This is a genomic window from Streptomyces sp. NPDC014894 (assembly GCF_043080985.1).
GTDB lineage: Bacteria > Actinomycetota > Actinomycetes > Streptomycetales > Streptomycetaceae > Streptomyces.
Map to the genome: position 1 here is coordinate 283341 of NZ_JBIBWD010000010.1, position 15696 is coordinate 299036.

At 75.7% G+C, this 15696-nt stretch carries 14 protein-coding genes; 6 read left to right on the plus strand and 8 right to left on the minus strand.

The annotated features are described in order from the left end of the window. Window positions 1–132 precede the first annotated feature (132 nt). The 4 genes from hutU to ACF089_RS24870 all read left to right on the plus strand — a co-directional run bounded on the left by hutU (window position 133) and on the right by ACF089_RS24870 (window position 4954). A complete protein-coding gene (gene hutU, locus ACF089_RS24855) occupies window positions 133–1791 on the plus strand; it encodes a urocanate hydratase (protein ID WP_392030399.1) in 1659 nt (552 codons plus the stop codon). Then, window positions 1788–3041, plus strand: coding sequence for an allantoate amidohydrolase (locus ACF089_RS24860; RefSeq protein ID WP_392030402.1), 1254 nt, complete (start codon window positions 1788–1790; stop codon window positions 3039–3041). Before hutU ends, ACF089_RS24860 begins: the two co-directional genes overlap by 4 nt. Continuing rightward, window positions 3032–4381 (plus strand): formimidoylglutamate deiminase, encoded by a 1350-nt coding sequence (locus ACF089_RS24865; RefSeq protein ID WP_392030405.1) that lies wholly within the window; start codon window positions 3032–3034, stop codon window positions 4379–4381. Before ACF089_RS24860 ends, ACF089_RS24865 begins: the two co-directional genes overlap by 10 nt. A 102-nt stretch (window positions 4382–4483) precedes the next feature. Next, window positions 4484–4954, plus strand: coding sequence for an NUDIX domain-containing protein (locus ACF089_RS24870; RefSeq protein WP_392030408.1), 471 nt, complete (start codon window positions 4484–4486; stop codon window positions 4952–4954). 19 nt (window positions 4955–4973) lie between these two features. On the opposite strand, the gene ACF089_RS24875 is transcribed toward ACF089_RS24870, so the two are convergent. Continuing rightward, window positions 4974–6104 carry a methyltransferase domain-containing protein gene (locus tag ACF089_RS24875; protein WP_392030411.1) on the minus strand — a complete coding sequence of 377 codons (1131 nt, stop codon included), beginning with the start codon at window positions 6102–6104 and terminating at the stop codon, window positions 4974–4976. 226 nt (window positions 6105–6330) lie between these two features. Between ACF089_RS24875 and hutI the strand changes: the two genes are divergently transcribed. Continuing rightward, complete coding sequence (gene hutI, locus ACF089_RS24880) at window positions 6331–7506, plus strand: imidazolonepropionase (protein WP_392030414.1); 1176 nt, start codon at window positions 6331–6333, stop codon at window positions 7504–7506. 172 nt (window positions 7507–7678) lie between these two features. Continuing rightward, window positions 7679–8011: a hypothetical protein gene (locus tag ACF089_RS24885; protein WP_392030417.1), complete on the plus strand. Its 333-nt coding sequence runs from the start codon at window positions 7679–7681 to the stop codon at window positions 8009–8011. Window positions 8012–8120: 109 nt separating this feature from the next. Here ACF089_RS24885 and ACF089_RS24890 read toward each other — a convergent pair whose 3' ends face one another. The 7 genes from ACF089_RS24890 to ACF089_RS24920 form a co-directional block, all read right to left on the minus strand. Then, window positions 8121–8987: an NAD(P)H-binding protein gene (locus tag ACF089_RS24890; RefSeq protein WP_392030420.1), complete on the minus strand. Its 867-nt coding sequence runs from the start codon at window positions 8985–8987 to the stop codon at window positions 8121–8123. A gap of 205 nt (window positions 8988–9192) precedes the next feature. Continuing rightward, window positions 9193–10422, minus strand: coding sequence for a cytochrome P450 (locus ACF089_RS24895; protein WP_392030423.1), 1230 nt, complete (start codon window positions 10420–10422; stop codon window positions 9193–9195). Then, the gene (locus ACF089_RS24900; protein WP_392030426.1) at window positions 10419–11759 is read right to left on the minus strand and encodes a cytochrome P450; all 1341 of its coding nucleotides are present in this window, start codon (window positions 11757–11759) and stop codon (window positions 10419–10421) included. Before ACF089_RS24900 ends, ACF089_RS24895 begins: the two co-directional genes overlap by 4 nt. Next, a complete protein-coding gene (locus tag ACF089_RS24905; protein ID WP_392030429.1) occupies window positions 11756–12559 on the minus strand; it encodes an ATP/GTP-binding protein in 804 nt (267 codons plus the stop codon). Before ACF089_RS24905 ends, ACF089_RS24900 begins: the two co-directional genes overlap by 4 nt. Further along, window positions 12537–12896 carry a DUF742 domain-containing protein gene (locus ACF089_RS24910; protein ID WP_392030432.1) on the minus strand — a complete coding sequence of 120 codons (360 nt, stop codon included), beginning with the start codon at window positions 12894–12896 and terminating at the stop codon, window positions 12537–12539. Before ACF089_RS24910 ends, ACF089_RS24905 begins: the two co-directional genes overlap by 23 nt. Continuing rightward, a complete protein-coding gene (locus tag ACF089_RS24915; protein ID WP_392030434.1) occupies window positions 12893–13339 on the minus strand; it encodes a roadblock/LC7 domain-containing protein in 447 nt (148 codons plus the stop codon). Before ACF089_RS24915 ends, ACF089_RS24910 begins: the two co-directional genes overlap by 4 nt. Beyond that, the gene (locus ACF089_RS24920) at window positions 13336–15669 is read right to left on the minus strand and encodes an ATP-binding protein (protein WP_392030437.1); all 2334 of its coding nucleotides are present in this window, start codon (window positions 15667–15669) and stop codon (window positions 13336–13338) included. Before ACF089_RS24920 ends, ACF089_RS24915 begins: the two co-directional genes overlap by 4 nt. Window positions 15670–15696 lie beyond the last annotated feature (27 nt).

Sequence of the window (15696 nt, forward strand, 5' to 3'; positions counted from 1 at the left end):
CCCCGCGCAGCTGTTGACTAGGAGTATTCATGTGTTCAGGATGTGAATAGGCAACCCAACACACTGAGGGCCCGCCGCCGTCCCCCGGCCCCGCCGCGACGGGCGGCGCGCCGTCGCGAGGAGGCACCGCCCATGTCAGGACCACGCCCCGTACGCTCCCCGCGCGGTACGGAACTGAGCGCCCTGGGATGGCAGCAGGAGGCCGCCCTGCGCATGCTCCAGAACAATCTGGACCCCGAGGTCGCCGAACACCCCGACCGGCTGGTGGTCTACGGCGGCACCGGCCGCGCGGCCCGCGACTGGCGCTCCTTCGACGCGATGGTGCGCACCCTGAGGACCCTCAAGCAGGACGAGACGATGCTCGTCCAGTCCGGCCGGCCGGTCGGGGTGATGCAGACCCACGAATGGGCCCCGCGTGTGCTCATCGCCAACTCCAACCTGGTGGGCGACTGGGCCAACTGGGAGGAGTTCCGGCGGCTGGAGGCCCTCGGCCTGACGATGTACGGGCAGATGACCGCCGGGTCCTGGATCTACATCGGCACCCAGGGGATCCTCCAGGGCACCTACGAGACCTTCGCCGCCGTCGCCGCCAAGCGGTTCGGCTCCACCCTGGCCGGGACGATCACCCTCACGGCGGGCCTCGGCGGCATGGGCGGCGCGCAGCCGCTCGCCGTCACCATGAACGACGGCGTCGCGATCTGCGTCGACTGCGACCCGCGCGCGATCGAGCGGCGTATCGAGCACGGCTATCTCGACGTCCGGGCCGACTCCCTCGACCACGCCCTGGCCCTCGCGGTCGAGGCGCGCGACGCCCGGCGGCCGCTCTCCGTCGGCGTCCTCGGCAACGCGGCCGAGGTCTTCCCCCGGCTGCTGGCGGCCGGCGCGCCCGTCGACATCGTCACCGACCAGACCTCGGCCCACGATCCGCTCTCCTACCTCCCGGCCGGCGTCGCCTTCGACGAGATGGCCGACCGCGCCGCCGAGGACCCGGCCGACTTCACCCTGCGGGCGCGCGAGTCGATGGCCCGGCACGTCGAGGCCATGGTCGGCTTCCAGGACGCGGGGGCCGAGGTCTTCGACTACGGGAACTCCATCCGGGGCGAGGCGAAGCTCGCGGGCTACGAGCGCGCGTTCGACTTCCCCGGCTTCGTGCCCGCCTACATCCGGCCGCTGTTCTGCGAAGGGAAGGGCCCCTTCCGCTGGGCCGCGCTCTCCGGCGAGGCGTCCGACATCGCCAAGACCGACCGCGCCCTGCTGGAGCTGTTCCCGGAGAACGAGTCGCTGCGCCGCTGGATCACCCTCGCGGGCGAACGGGTCCGCTTCCAGGGCCTGCCCGCCCGTATCTGCTGGCTCGGCCACGGCGAACGCGACCGCGCGGGCGAGCGCTTCAACGACATGGTCGCCTCCGGGGAGCTGGCGGCCCCCCTCGTCATCGGCCGCGACCACCTCGACTGCGGCTCGGTGGCGTCCCCGTACCGCGAGACCGAGGCGATGCTCGACGGCTCGGACGCCATCGCGGACTGGCCGCTGCTCAACGCGATGGTGAATGTGGCCTCCGGGGCGTCCTGGGTCTCGATCCACCACGGCGGCGGCGTCGGCATGGGCCGCTCCCTCCACGCGGGCCAGGTCACGGTCGCGGACGGCACCCCGCTGGCCGGCGAGAAGATCCGCCGGGTCCTGACGAACGACCCCGGCATGGGCGTCATCCGCCATGTCGACGCGGGCTACGAGTCCGCGAGCGCCGTCGCCGACCGGCGCGGCGTCCGCATCCCCATGCGGGAGGAGTCATGAACGGGCCCCTCCCCAGGGACCCGCGCCCGCGGCCCGTGCCCGGGGCGTCGTTCCACGAGATGTGGCGGGAACTCGCCCCCGTCGGGCGGGACGCCACCACCGGCGGCTACCGGCGCTACGCCTGGAGCGGGCCCGACGCCGACTGCCGGGCCTGGTTCCGGGAGCAGGCGCTCGCGCGCGGCCTGGCGTACGAGACGGACCGCAACGGCAATCAGTGGGCCTGGCTCGGCGACCCCGCCCAGGGGGACGCCGTGGTCACCGGCTCCCATCTCGACTCCGTCCCCGACGGCGGCGCGTTCGACGGCCCCCTCGGCGTGGTCTCCGCCTTCGCCGCCCTCGACGAGCTGCGGCGCAGAGGCGCACGGCCCACCCGCCCGCTGGCCGTCTCCAACTTCGGCGACGAGGAGGGCGCCCGCTTCGGCGTCGCCTGCGTCGGCTCCCGGCTCACCGCGGGCCGGCTCACCCGGGAGCAGGCCCACGCCCTCCGGGACGCCGACGGCACCCCCCTCGCCCGGGCGATGGAGGCCGCCGGACACGACCCGGACGCCATCGGACCCGACCCCGAACGCCTCGCCCGGATCGGCGCGTTCGTGGAACTCCACGTCGAGCAGGGCCGGGCGCTGGACCTCTCCGGCGACCCCGTCGGCATCGCCTCCGCCATCTGGCCCCACGGCCGGTGGCGGTTCGACTTCGCGGGCGAGGCCAACCACGCGGGCACCACCCGGCTCACCGACCGCCGCGACCCGATGCCCACCTACGCCGAGACCGTCCTCGCCGCCCGCCGCGAGGCGGAACTCCTTCGCGCGCTCGCCACCTTCGGCAAGGTCGCCGTCGAACCGAACGGCGTCAACGCCATCCCCTCCCTGGTCCGCGGCTGGCTCGACTCCCGCGCCGCCGACCAGACCACCCTCGACACCGTCGTCGCCGCGATCGAGCGCGCCGCCCGGGAGCGCGCCCGCCGCGACGGCGTCGACCTGACCGTCGTACAGGAGTCCTTCACCCCCGTCGTGGAGTTCGAGCACGCGCTGCGCGACGAGCTGAACCGCCTCCTCGGCGGCCGGATCCCCGTCCTCGGCACCGGAGCGGGACACGACGCGGGAATCCTCTCCGCCTCGGTGCCGACCGCCATGCTGTTCGTGCGCAACCCCACCGGCGTCTCGCACTCCCCGGCCGAGTCCGCGGGCGAGGACGACTGCGTGGCCGGGGTGCTCGCGCTCGCCGACGTACTGGAGGGTCTCGCGTGCCGCTGACGACGACGTACTGGGCCGAACACGCCTGGCTGGACACCCATGTCGAGCCCGGCGTCGCGCTGGAGGTCCGCGACGGCCGGATCGCCGCCGTGCGGACCGGGACCGGGACGCCCCCGCCCGGCGCCGAGGTGCTGCGCGGACTGACGATCCCCGGCCTCGCCAACGCCCACTCCCACGCCTTCCACCGGGCCCTGCGCGCAGCCGTCCAGGTCGGCGCCGGGACCTTCTGGACCTGGCGGGACGTCATGTACCGGATCGCGTCCCGGCTCACCCCGGACTCGTACCACGCGCTCGCCCGCGCGGTGTACGCGGAGATGGCGCTCGCCGGGGTGACCTCGGTGGGCGAGTTCCACTATCTGCACCACGGACCCGGGGGCGTGCCGTACGACGACCCCAACGCCATGGGCGAGGCGCTGATCGCGGCGGCGGCCGACGCGGGCGTCCGGATCACCCTCCTCGACACCGTCTATCTCCACGGCGGCCTCACCCGCGACGGCCACCAGCCCCTCGAAGGACCCCAGCTCCGCTTCGGCGACGGCACCGCCGACCGCTGGTACGAGCGCTTCTCCCGGCTGCGGCCGAGCGAGCACGCCCGGATCGGCGCCGCGATCCACTCGGTCCGCGCCTTCTCCGAACGCGACGGGTACGCGCGGTTCGCCGAGCGCACCGACGGACTGCCCGTCCATGTCCATCTCTCGGAGCAGCCCGCCGAGAACGAGCTGTGCCGGGCGGTGTACGGCGACACGCCCGCCGCGCTCCTGGAGCGGTCCGGCTTCTGGAAGCCGACCGTCACGGCCGTCCACGCCACCCATCTCACCGAGGACGACATCCGGACGCTCGGCTCGCGCGGCGCCGCCGTCTGCTTCTGCCCCACCACCGAACGCGATCTCGCCGACGGCATCGGCCCCGGCGTCGCCCTCGGGCGCGCGGGCTCCCCGCTCTGCCTCGGCAGCGACAGCCACGCCGTGATCGACCTCCTCGAAGAGGCCCGCGCCCTCGAACTCGACGAACGCCTCCGCTCCCGCACCCGGGGCCACTGGACCGCCGCCGCCCTGCTGCGCGCGGCCACCGCCTCCGGTCACGCCTCCCTCGGCTGGCCCGACGCCGGCCGGCTCGAAGCGGGCGCCCTCGCCGACTTCGCCTCCGTCAGCCTCACCTCCGTCCGCACCGCGGGCCCGCCGCCCCGGCTCGCCGCCGAGACCGCCGTCTTCGCGGCCACCGCCTCCGACGTCCGCGACGTGGTGGTCGGCGGCCGCCGGATCGTCCGCTCCGGCGTCCACACCCTGGTCCCCGACGTCGCGGGGGAGCTGGCGGCGGCGATCGCCGCGCTCCGGGAGTAGCCCGGCACGGACCCCGCGTGGGACCCGCCCCGGCCCGTCGGTCATGGTGGCCGTGGGCGGGCCGTGTTCCGTGCGGCCCGGCCGTCCTCGGGAGGGTGCGGAATGAAGCGGCTGGTCGCGCGTGCGTGGCGGAAGGTACGGGGATCCTGGCAGTGGCGGATCCTCTGGCTGACCCAGGCGACGTTCATGGTGGGGGTGACCGGCGTCGTCCGCGACGGCGAGGGGCGGGTGCTGCTGCTGAAGCACCGGATGTGGCCCGAGGGCCGCCAGTGGGGGATGCCGAGCGGATACGCGGTCCGGGGCGAGGAGTTCGGCGGCACGGTGGTCCGCGAGGTCCGCGAGGAGACCGGCCTGGAGGTGCGCGCGGGGCGGCTGCTGGTGCTCAACAGCGGATTCAGGCTCCGGATGGAGCTGGTGTACGAGGCGGAACTGGTCGGCGGGACGATGGAGATCGACTCCTTCGAGATCCTGGAGGCGGGATGGTTCTCGCCGGACGATCTCCCGGACGGGCTGCGGGACGCCCACCGCCGGCTGATCCGGGGTCAGGACCCGGAGCCGGAGGAGAGGCCCTAGGACAGCTCGTCCGGGCCGGTCAGGTCAGGAGCCAGCGCGGGCCCGTCTCCTGGTCCAGCGCCCAGGCGTACTGGCACTCGGCGGACTCCACGGTCAGCCCGAACTCGTACAGATCGGGGCTGCCCGCCTCGAGCCAGCCGTCCCAGGCCTGTTCCAGCTCGTCGGCGAGCCGTCGCGGGCCGCCCTGGAGGGCGGTGACGGGGCGTCCGGACCGCGCGGAGAGCGCCGCCCAGGACGAACGGCCGTCGTGGAGCCGGGCGGCGGGCCCGTCCGCGTCGGCGAGGACGGCGATCCGGACGTCGGGCAGCGCCACCCGCAGGGCGAACCGCAGATGGCGGTCGTCGCGCAGGGCCGCCGGATCCCGCCCCCACGGCCGCTCCCCGACGGCCGGACCGGCCCCCCGGACCCGGGCGAAGTCCTCCAGACCGGTGCGCGCGCCCCGGGCGGCCGGGAAGCGGGCGAGCCCCCGCACCCAGCCCCCGGCCGAGCGCCCGTCCGGGGCGACGGTGAGCGCCACGTGCCCGAGCCGCCCCCACGGGGTGACGATCCGGCCGCCCGGCCGGGTCTGGGCCACCCACGCCCAGGGGATCCGGTCCACCGCGTACGTCGCGATCACCGCGTCGTACGGGCCCGATCCGGGCCGGCCCGCCGCGCCGTCGCCCACCTCCACCGCGACCCGCGCCCCGGCGGCCGCCAGCCGCCGCCGGGCCGCCGCGGCCGGCTCCGGGTCCACCTCCACGCTGGTCACCAGGTCCGGGCCGGTGCGATGGGAGAGCAGGGCCGCGTTCCACCCCGTGCCGGTGCCCAGTTCGAGCACCCGCTGACCGGGCTTGGGGCCCAGCGCGTCGAGCATGTCCGCCACGATCCCCTGGCCGGGCAGCGAATCCGCCTCCCGGCCCCGGACGACCTGGGTGACCGTCGCCGTCTCCGGGTCCGGATAGACCGCCTCCGCCCAGCGGAAGGCGTCGGCCTCCCGGTCCACCGGCGTGAACACCCCGCCGTGCGGCCGCCACAGCCGGTCGGGGGCGAACAGATGACGCGGGAACGCGTCCATGGCCTCCCGGATCCACGGGGAGCGCCCGGGCCAGGCGCCGGACCGGTCCATCGCGTCCGCCAGTCGCCGATGCCGCTCGGCGAAGAGGGCCGCCACCGCTACTTCTTCCGTTCGCGCATGTGCTTTCCCCTTCAACAGAGGTCTGTGAGCACATGGTGGCGCACGGTGACCGGGGCGGGGTAGACGGCCATCCGGGTGACACCGGCGCCCGCCGCACCCTCGGACACGGCCTCCGGAACGGCCCGGAGCGGCCCGTACCGTGGGGCGGACGGGCCCCGGACCTCCGGGCGTCCGGGCCGGCCGCTGCCACGGAGAGGAACCCATGAGCACCACCACCCTCATCACCAACATCGGCGCTCTCGTCACCAACGACCCCGCGCTCGGCGACGCGTCCCCCCTCGGCGTCGTCCCCGACGCCGCCCTCCTCATCGAGGGCGAGACGGTCGCCTGGGTCGGCCCCGCCCGGTCCGCGCCCGCCGCCGACGCCGTCCACGACGCGCGCGGCCGCGCCGCGATCCCCGGCTTCGTCGACTCCCACTCCCACCTCCTCTTCGGCGGCGACCGCACCCAGGAGTTCAACGCCCGGATGTCCGGACGCCGTTACGAGGCCGGGGGCATCCGCACCACCGTCGCCGCCACCCGCGCCGCCTCCGACGCGGCCCTGGAGGCCAATCTCGTCCGCTATCTCGACGAGGCGCTGCGCCAGGGCACCACCACCTTCGAGACCAAGTCCGGGTACGGGCTCACCACGCACGACGAGGCCCGCGCCCTGGAGATCGCCGCCCGGCACACCGACGAGGTGACCTACCTCGGGGCGCACATCGTCCCCCCGGACTTCGCCGACGACCCGGCCGGCTACGTCGGTCTGGTCACCGGCGAGATGCTCGACGCCTGCGCGCCGTACGCCCGCTGGGTCGACGTCTTCTGCGAGAAGGGCGCGTTCGACGAGGACCAGGCCCGCGCCGTGCTCACCGCGGGCCGGGCGAAGGGGCTCGTGCCGAGGGTGCACGCGAATCAGCTCGGCCACGGGCCCGGGGTCCGGCTCGCCGTCGAGCTGGAGGCGGCCAGCGCCGACCACTGCACCCACCTCGACGACGACGACGTCGACGCGCTGGCGAGCGGGAGCACGGTCGCCACGCTGCTGCCCGGCGCGGAGTTCTCCACCCGCGCCGAATGGCCCGACGCCCGGCGGCTGCTGGACGCGGGGGCGACCGTGGCGCTCTCCACGGACTGCAACCCGGGGTCCTCGTTCACCTCCTCGATGCCGTTCTGCGTCGCCCTGGCCGTACGCGACATGGGCATGACCCCGGACGAGGCGCTCTGGTCGGCCACCGCGGGCGGGGCCGCCGCCCTGCGCCGCACCGACGTCGGCCGCCTCGCCCCCGGGGCCCGCGCCGACCTCGCCCTTCTCGACGCGCCCAGCCATGTCCACCTCGCCTACCGCCCCGGGGTGCCGCTGGTCACGGACGTCTGGCGGCGGGGCCGCAAGAGCCGCTGACCGGGCGGGACCCGGACCGGGGCGGGCGAAACCCGTCCGGACCCGTCCGGGGCGGTTCACTCTTCGAACGCGATCGCCCCCCGAGGCCCTCTGGGAGAACCGGCCGCGCCCCTGCCACCCTCTGGAGGAACGTCCCGTCTCAGGAGGTTTTATTGCTGTTCGCAGCAGGCTCATGACCCTTGCCGCCGGTGTCGCGCTGACCGTCGGGCTGACCACCGGCGCCACGGGGCCCGCCGCCCAGGCCGCCCCCGCCCAGCGGGCCGAGGCGGCGAACGCCGTCGCGGCGGCCCCGCCCCCCGCCTGGCACGCGACGACATCCCGGGGCGGCAAGATCAGGAAGTGTTACCGCACCTCCTGCACCGCCGTCATCGGGACCTACGCCGGCGAGGCCATCCACTGGAGCAAGTACGCCAACAGCCCCGAGGGACGGCGCTGGTACTACGTCCGCGACAGCATCGGCGAGAAGGGCTGGATGGACTGCCGGCACGTCAGGGCGGGCTGCTAGGGCCTCCTCGCCCCCGACGGCTCTCCGGGCGCTCGGCCTCGGCCGCCCGGGGAGCCGTCGGGCCGGGCCCGCGGACGCGCGTACAGGGGCCGTGCCCACGCCTCCGGCGTCACGTCAGCAGATGCGCGTACGCCTCCGGATTCCCCTCCAGGAACTCCGCGAAGTCCGTCGCGGGCCGGCCCGCGAGCCGGGGGACCGCGTCCGACACGGCGGCCATCTCACCGGTCGCGATGGCCTCGTACGAGGTGACCCAGCCGGCCAGCTCCCACGCCTCCGCGCCGTAACCGGCCCGGGAGGCGTACGCCTGCTCCCGGGTCTCGGGCTCGTAGACCACCTCGCGCTTCGCGAACCGGCTCAGCTCCTCGGCGGCCTCCGCGAGAGTCAGCGCCGTCGGCCCTGTGAGTTCGTAGGCCCGCCCGTCGTGCCCCTCGCCCAGCAGCACCCCGACGGCCGCGTCGGCGACGTCGTCATGGGCGACGGCCGAGACCCGGCCCGCCCCCGCCGGGCCCCGGATCACCCCGTCGGGTCCGGCCATCCCGGCCAGCGCGGCGAGATAGAAGCTGTCCCGCAGAAAGGTGTGGCGCAGACCCGAGGCGCGGACGTACTCCTCGGTGTGCCAGTGGTCGCGGGCGAAGGTGAAGGTGGCGTCGGGCGCGGCGCCCAGGAACGACACGTACACGATCCGCTCCACCCCCGCCGCGACCGCCGCGTCCACGGCCGTCCGGTGGTCCGACACCCGGTCCGGGGCCTCCCGGGCCGAGACGAGGAAGAGCGTCCCCGCGCCGTCGCACGCCCGGCGCATCGCCTCCCCGTCCCCGTACGCGGCGCCCGGCGCGAGCGAACTCCCGGCGAGCCGCGGCAGCCGGGCCGGATCCCGGCCCAGCAGCCGGGGCGCGGCCCCCTCGTCGGCGAGACGGCGGGCGATCCGGCCGCCGACGCGTCCGCTCGCTCCGGTGACGGCGATGACTGGGCTCATGGGCTTGCTTCCGCTCTGCTCGGCGACGACCTGCGCGTACGAGGGAGAGTCTGGACCCGCCGGCGCCCGGACGCGCGCTCCGGCGGGTCGCTCCCCGTACGGCGCGGCGACGGCGGGCCGGCGGATCCCCCGGCCGCTCGGCGATCACCGGCGCACGATCACTGGCGCGCGCCCGGGCCCGCACGCCCGGGCTCCCCAGCTCCCGTCAGGGCGACAGCCGGACCGGCAGCCTCCCCACGCTGTTGCCGACGAAGCTCCCGTGCCGGGGCAGTTCGGCCTCCGGGACCGCCAGATCCAGCTTCGGGAAGCGGGTGAAGAGGCCCTCCAGCGCGATCGCCGCCTCCATCCGGGCCAGCGGCGCGCCCAGGCAGTAGTGCGCGCCGTGGCCCAGCGACAGATGCCGGGTCTTGTCGCCGCGCGCGATGTCGAAGCGGTCCGCGTCCGGGCCGTGCGCCGCCGGGTCGCGGCCCGCCGCCGAGTAACCCGCGAGGACCGGGGTGCCCCGGGGGATCACCGTCCCGCCGACGGTGATGTCCTCGGTGGGATAGCGGAACGGGAAGTAGCTCACCGGGCTGTCCCAGCGCAGGGTCTCCTCCACCGCGTCCGCCCAGCCCGCCCGCCCCGCCAGGACGGCCGCCAGCTGCTCGCGGTGGGCGCACAGGGCCCGTACCGCGTTGGTGATCAGATTGAGCGTGGTCTCGTGCCCGGCGACGATCATCAGCAGCAGGGTGCCGATCAGCTCCTGATGGCTGAGCCGGTCGCCGTCCTCCTCCCGGGCGGCGATCAGCGCGCTGGTCAGATCCGTCCCGGGGCGCTCGGCCCGCTCCCCGGCGATCGCGGCCAGCAGCCCCGCCAGCTCCCGATTGGCGGCGATCGCCTCCTTCGGCCCTATGGCGGTGCTGACCACCTGGTTCGACAGCCGGTGCAGCCGGTCCTGGTGGGCCTCGTCCACACCGAGCAGTTCGCAGATGACGCCCATCGGCAGCGGCAGGGCGAAGTGCTCGCGCAGATCGACGACGCCGTCGTCCCCGGCCGCCCCGGCGAGCCGGTCCAGCAGCGCCTCGGTCACCGTCTCGATCCCCGGGCGCATGGCCTCCACCCGCCGCCCGGTGAGCGCCTTGGTGACCAGCGACCGCAGCCGGCGGTGGTCGTCGCCGTCCGCGGTGATCATCCCGGGGACGGTGGCGAAGGTGAGCAGCGGCCAGCCCTCGGGGATCCGGCCCTCCCGCAGCGCCGTGAAGTGCGCGGGGGCCTTGGCGACGTCTGGGCGGGAGAGGAAGTCCCGCAGCGCCTCGTGGCCGAGGACGGCCATACCGGGGACCTCGCCCGGCAGGACGACGTCGGCGACGGGCCCTCGGCCGAGCAGCCGGGCGTTGGCGGCGTGCGGGCAGCCGCCGTCCGGGTCCAGGCGGTGGGGCGGGACGGCGCTGGTCAATTCGGCTCTCCTGACGTCGGGTCGTGACGGGAGGTCCCGGCCGGGCACCCCGCCCGCGCGGACGGCTCGGCCGCCCCGGCGGGCGGCGGCAGCTGGGGCCGGGTGAAGCGCACCGGCAGCGCCGCCAGTCCCTTGCTCCAGGGCGATTTCACCCAGGACAGCTCGGACTCGGGCACCGTCAGCTCCAGATCGGGCAGCCGGTGGCGGATGGTGTCCACGGCGGTACGGGTGATCAGCCGGGCGGGGTCCTGCGCCGGGCAGGCGTGCGGACCCGCGCCGAACGCGAGATGGGAACGGTTGCCCACCACCGGAGCGCCGTCCTCCGGCAGTACGGCGGGGTCCTGGTTGGCTCCGGCGAGCCCCAGCAGCAGCATGTCCCCGGTACGGATCCGCTGACCGCCGAAGTCCAGGTCCCGGGTGGCGTACCGGGCCGGGAAGTTCTGCGTCGGCGGGTGCCGCCACAGCACCAGGTCCAGGGCGTCGTCCACGCTGAGATGGCCCACCGCCAGCGAGGAGCGGAACGCCGGGTCGCAGAGCAGCACCCGCAGCGTGGTGGAGATCCAGTTCACCGTGGTCTGCTGGCCCGCGACGAACATCACCACCAGGTTGTGCAGCACCTCCTCGTCGGTCAGCGACGCCGAGTGGTTCAGCAGCGCGGAGGTGACGTCGTCGGCGGGGCGCTGCCGCTTCTCCTGGATCAGCGCCTGGAGGATCGCGTTCATCCGCCGGCTGGCGTTGACCGAGTCGGCGTTGGCGACCACCATGCCCGTGATCGCCTGCGCCAGCCGCTGCCCGGTGGCCTCGTCCAGCCCGAGCAGCCCGATGATCACCCGCACCGGCAGCCGCCGCGCGTAGTGCGCCACCAGATCGGCCTCGCGGCGGTCGGCGAAGGAGGCGATCAGCTCCTCGGCGGCGGCCCGTACGGTACGCCGCAGCTGATGCCCGTTGATCTCGGCGAGGGCGTCGGAGACGGCCGTACGCATCCGGCGGTGCTGCTGCCCGTCCGCGAAGAGCAGCGCCGGACGCCAGCCGATGATGGGCATGATCGGGGAGTCGGGCGGCACCCGGCCCTCCCGCAGCAGGGTCCAGCGGCGCGGGTCGTGCGAGAAGTCCTGCTCCTCCCGGGTGAGCCGGAGCAGCTCCCGATGGCCGATCACCAGCCACGCGCCGACGCCGGGCGCGATGGTCACCGGGGCCACCGGTCCGTGCGCCCGCCGCAGCCGCTCGTAGAGCGCGGGCATGGCGTCGCCGTCCAGTTCCGCCCCGTACAGCGCGGTCGGGGCGGGGCGGCGGCCGCCGCCGTTCCGGGGCGGGGCCGGGTGGGGCGTACGGGTCACGAGGACTCCCCGGCGGTCGAGTTGACGGGGGCGTGCGCCGGAGCGGGCGGTGCGGGGCGCGCGTCGGCGGCGGCGGGCGCGGGGCGCGGCTCGGGCACGGCCGGTGCGGGGCGCGTGTCCGTGAGGGGCGGCGGGTCCGGCGGCGCGGTGTCGATCAGATGCCCCAGCAGGGCGATCAGCACCTGCACCGAGGAGCGCAGATTCCGCGCGTCACAGGCGACCAGCGGAGTCTGCGGCAGCAGATCGAGCGCGGACCGCAGCTCGCTCTCCGAGTAGCGCGGGCTGCCGGGGAAGACATTGACGGCGACCGCGAACGGCAGCCCGAGATCCTCCAGATTGCCCAGCGCGTCGAAGGACGCGGCCAGATCGCGGGTGTCGACCAGGGCCAGCGCGCCGAGCGAGCCCTTGGCCAGATCCCGCCAGGCGGGCAGAAAGCGCTGCTGGCCCGGGGTCCCGAAGAGATACAGCACCAGCGCGCCGTCGATGGTGATCCGGCCGAAGTCCAGGGCGACGGTGGTGGTGGTCTTGCCCGGGGTCAGGACCGTGTCCACCCGGGCGCCCGCCTGCGTCATCATCGCCTCGGTGGAGAGCGGCTCGATCTCCGAGACGGTGCCGATGAACGTGGTCTTGCCGACCCCGAGGGGCCCCACCACCAGGATCTTCGCCGCGCCCACGACGCCGGCGCTCACATACTTCCCGGGCTGGGCGCCGGAGCCGGGGGTGTCCCGGGCCCGGTCCCCGTGCGGGCCCGGTTGTCCCGACGCCCGGTCCGGGGCGTCAGAGACGGCTTTCGAGGCCATGGAGGACCTTTCTGAGCATGGTCACATCGGTGTGTTCGGCCGGGGGAATGGGCGGGCGGATCACGATCAGCCCCCACCCGATGAGGTCGGACAGCAGCACCTGGACGACCGAGGGGGGCTGACCGAGATGGGCGGCCACCTCGGCGACCGACAGCAGGCCCTGACAGTGGGTCAGGATCTTGTGGTGCTCCGGCTGGAGGGACGGCGGAAAGGCGGCGTCGGTCGCCATCACCAGGGTCTCCCAGGCCAGCGGCTCCCCGCCGGTGTCCGAGCGTCCCCTGGTGATCACATAAGGGCGTACCGCCGATGGGGTCCGGTCCTCCGGACGGTCCGTCATGAGGAGTCGGTCACCGGGTCCCTCGGCTGACTGCTCAGATGCGCGCCGATCTTCGCCACCAGCAACTGCATCTGCTGCGCCACCAGCCCGACGTCGGCCTCGGTGTCCGTGGCCACGCCCAGGTGCGCGCCGACTCCCGCGTGGGTGAAGAGCACGAAGCCGTGCTCCGACTCCAGCATCAGCTGCCGTACGCCCGCGCCCCGGCCGAAGAGCAGCGCGGCGGTGGAGCGTCCGGTCATGGTCATCGCGGCGCAGGCGGCGGAGAGCGCCTCGGCCTCGGCGACGCTGAGCGAGGAGACCGGTCCGCTGAGCCTCTCGGCGGAGGCGTGGCCGAGCCGCAGCCCGTCCTCGGAGACGACCACGGCGTGCCGGACGCCCGGGATCTCGGTCAGCGGGCGGAGCATCCAGCCCAGGTCGGGGAGTCTGGTGATGGTCCCGGTCACGGCCGGCCTCCATGGTGCGCGTCGGTGTGGTCGGGGCGGGGTGCGGCTCCGGTGTCGGAGCCGGTGTCGCTCACGGCGTCGGCGTCGGCGTCCGCGTCGGCCAGGGCCGCCCGGCCGCGCCGTGAGCCGGACACCACGCTGGCGACCGAGGCCCGCGCCGCCTCCGGGGTCCAGGCGGGCCGGTCGGCCGGGAGGGCCGGGGCGGCGGGCGGCTGAGGGGTGAGCGCCGTCTGGGCGGCGGCCTCGACGGCGGCCCCCCGGCGGCTGCGGCGGCGCGGCAGCGCGACGGGCCGGTCCGCCCGGCCCGGCGCCCCGGCCGGATGGTGCTGGGCCGCGCCGTGCGGAGCGTCGGACGGCGCGGCCGCCTCCGCCGCCCGGTGCGCGGCGGTGTGCTGGGGGGCGTCGGAGTGGGGGCCGGAGTGCGGGGGCGCGCCCCGGTAGCCGTCGGCGTACGCGCCGGGGGCGGGGGCCGTGCCCGGCCGGCCGCCGGAGACCGGCACGCCGGCGTCCCGGTACAGACTCGCGCCGGGCGGGGCGTCGAAGGCTTCGGCCCGGCCCGCCCGCTCGCGCTGGTCCGGCTGTTCCCGCCGTTCCGGTCGGCCGGTCCGCTCGGGGGCGTCCCGTCCGCCGTCCGGCAGGGGCCGGGAGGGGGCCGCCGGTCCGGGGACGCCGTGCTCGCCCGCGCCGCCGGGGTGCGGTGCGACGCCGTCCTCGTACGCGGCGGAGTGCGGTTCGGCGCGGTCGTCGGGGCGGTCGTCGGCGCGCGGCGCCGAGTACGCGCCCGGGTACGGCTCGGGGTGCCCGCCCATGTGCGAGCCGCCGGAGGGACCGCCGGCGGAGCTGCCGGAGGAGCCGTTGCGCGCGCCGGGGTATCCGTCGGTGTGCGGCGCGGCGCGCGGTCCGGCGTACGCGCCGTTGTACGGGCCGGAGTACCCGCCGGGGTACGGATCGGCGCGCGCGCCCGGGTGCGGTTCGGCGTACGGCTCGGCGGCGTACGCGCCGTGGTGCGGGCCCGGGCCCACGCCGTTGCGCGCGCCGGGTCGCGGATCCGGGCCCGCGCCGCCGGAGCCGCCCGTTCTGGTTCCGCCGGGCCCGGGATCCTCGCCCGCCCCGCCGTCCGGGTACGCGTACCCGCGCGGCCCCGGGCCGGGGTCGCTCCCGCGCCCCGCCGGCTCCGCCTGGCGGCGGCTCCCGCCGGAGAGGTGCGACAGCGGCTCGGTGAGCAGCCGGTACGGCACGAAGGCGACCGCCCGGGTCCCGCCGTACGCGGAGGTCCCCGTCAGCTCGACGCCGAAGCCCAGCTCCTTGGTCCAGCGGCCGACGCAGGCGAGTCCGAGCCGGGGCACCGCGCCCAGCTCGGCCAGGTCCAGCTCGTCGCGGATCCGGGCGGTCGACTGGCGCAGCACGTCCGCGGGCATCCCGAGCCCCGCGTCGTCGATCTCCACCACCGCTCCCGCGCCGACCTCGCGCACGGTGACCACGACCTGGGTGCGCGAGGGCGAGAACACCGTCGCGTTCTCCAGGAGTTCGGCGATGGCGTGCATCAGGCCCTCGACGGCGGCGGGCACGACGTACAGCGTCTGTCCGCCGTGCACCTCGATCCGGTTGAACTCCACGATCCGCGACTGCGCCCCCCGGACGCAGTCGTACAGCGACACCGGCCGGGTCTCCCGTCGGGCGGGCCAGATCCCGCACATCACGAGCAGGGTCTGCGCCTTGCGGGTCATCTGCGCGGCGGCGTGGTCGGCCTTCATCACCTCGGCCATCAGCCGGGGATCCTCGATGGTCCGCTCCACCCGGTCGAGCACCTGCTGCTGGACCGTGGCCATGGCGTGCATATTGCGGGCGACGGACTCGAAGGCGGCCTGGACGGAGTCCCGCAGCACCCGCTCCCTGCTCACCGCCTCGTCCGAGCCGAGGGCCTCCACCACGGTCTCCAGCGCCCGGGCGAACTCGTCGCCGGTGTCGGCGGCCGGCGCGAGCGGGCCGGGCGCGGAGTCCAGACGCCGTCCGGCGCGGAGCAGTTCGGTGATGGCGGGCAGCCGCACCGACGCCAGACGGGTGACTTCGGCGGCCCGGGCGCGGGAGGTCCGGCGCTCCCGGGCGGCGCGGGCGCGCTCGGCCCGCAGCCGCCGGGTCAGCTCGGCCGACCAGCCGACCGCCAGGACGGCCACGGCGGCGCAGGCCCAGGCGAGGATCTGGCGCGGCCCGGCGGCGGTGAACCGGTCGGCGAGGACCGCCCCGCCGGCGACGGCGACCAGCGCGGCCGCGGGCCACCAGGGGGAGGGGCCTCTGTCGCCCGGATCGGCTCCGGCGCCCCTTCCGCTCACCACGAGGGCCCCGGCCCGCCCGGCCGG